Source organism: Mesorhizobium sp. M7A.F.Ca.US.006.04.2.1, assembly GCF_004022915.1.
In the GTDB taxonomy this organism is placed as follows: Bacteria; Pseudomonadota; Alphaproteobacteria; order Rhizobiales; family Rhizobiaceae; genus Mesorhizobium; species Mesorhizobium ciceri.
The window spans coordinates 1-1,162 of sequence record NZ_RZQA01001296.1; the positions used below are offsets into that span (position 1 = coordinate 1).

General features: G+C 62.0%; 1 protein-coding gene. It reads left to right on the plus strand.

Going from position 1 to position 1,162, the window contains the following annotated elements; genetic code table 11:
- Positions 1-1,101: D-alanyl-D-alanine-carboxypeptidase/endopeptidase AmpH (ampH, locus tag EN925_RS36780; RefSeq protein WP_128337414.1), on the plus strand; the 1,101-nt coding region annotated here is incomplete at its 5' end.
- Positions 1,102-1,162 lie beyond the last annotated feature (61 nt).

Here is a 1,162-nt window from a genome sequence, read left to right on the forward strand (position 1 = left end):
GTCCTTACCTGCGCAAGTCCTGCAAACGCCGATCGGCTGCTGGACGAATCGGTCGAATTCACCGGTACATTCGCTTTTGTGAGTTCAGGCGCGCCGGGTCTGGTGATCGCCGGCGTTCGCAACGGCGAGACGGCGTTTGCCGGTTTCGGCGAAACGGTCCGCGGATCCGGCATAGAGCCGAATGCCGACACAATGATGCGAGTGGCATCCATTTCGAAGGCATTTTGCGGAGACGCTCTCGCCAGTTTGTTGGTAAAAGGAGAGATCGGCCTGACTGACCCTGTTCAGACGCACCTGCCTGACGGTTTCGTGGTGCCGGAGAAGGATGGGCGGACCCTAAGGATCATCGACCTCGCGACACAGACATCCGGCCTGCCGCGCGAGATGGCCCAGGCAGGTGGAACACCCAACGATCCCTACGCCGGCCACACAAAGGAAGCGATGATCGCAGCCATGCACGGGGAGCCGTTTCTGTTTCCTCCCGGAACTGGCGCGCTCTATTCGAACCTGGGCTTCGACCTCCTGGGACTGGCGCTCAGCGGAGCGGCTGGCAAGCCGTACGCTACCGTCTTGGAGGAGCGCGTGTTGCGGCCACGCGGCATGGTGGACACGGTCTTCAATCCGCGACCTGGTGACGAGGGCCGGCTGATGCAGGGCCACAATTTCGACGGCACGCCGCTTCCCTTCGTGCCGACACCGATGACGATGGAATGCGCCTCGGGGCTTTATACGACGCCCAACGATATGCTGAAGTGGATCGCCTGGCACTTGGCTCAAGGCGGCTCCGAGGACGATGCACGCCGCATTATCGACCACGCCAGCCTAGTCCGGAGGGATGGGCTCTCTCCGGCGCTGGGCCTCGACGACGGTGGCGCGCCGATGGATGCGATGGCACTCGGTTGGGTTGTGGTAGAGGCTGACGGCAACCGTCCGCTGGTGCTTCACAAATCCGGAGGGCGACAAGGCATGTTTACATATGTTGCCATCGCGCCGACGCGCGGCGTCGGCGTCTTCGCGGCGATCAACCAGTTCAACGCCGGGGGCTTTGAAGCAATGGTGCACGCAGTAAACGAACTGATCTATCAGCTCGCGCCCCGCTGACTGCGCTCTCGTCTCACAATCAGATTTCTCGTCGAGGACATTCCAATGACCGGTTCAGGCC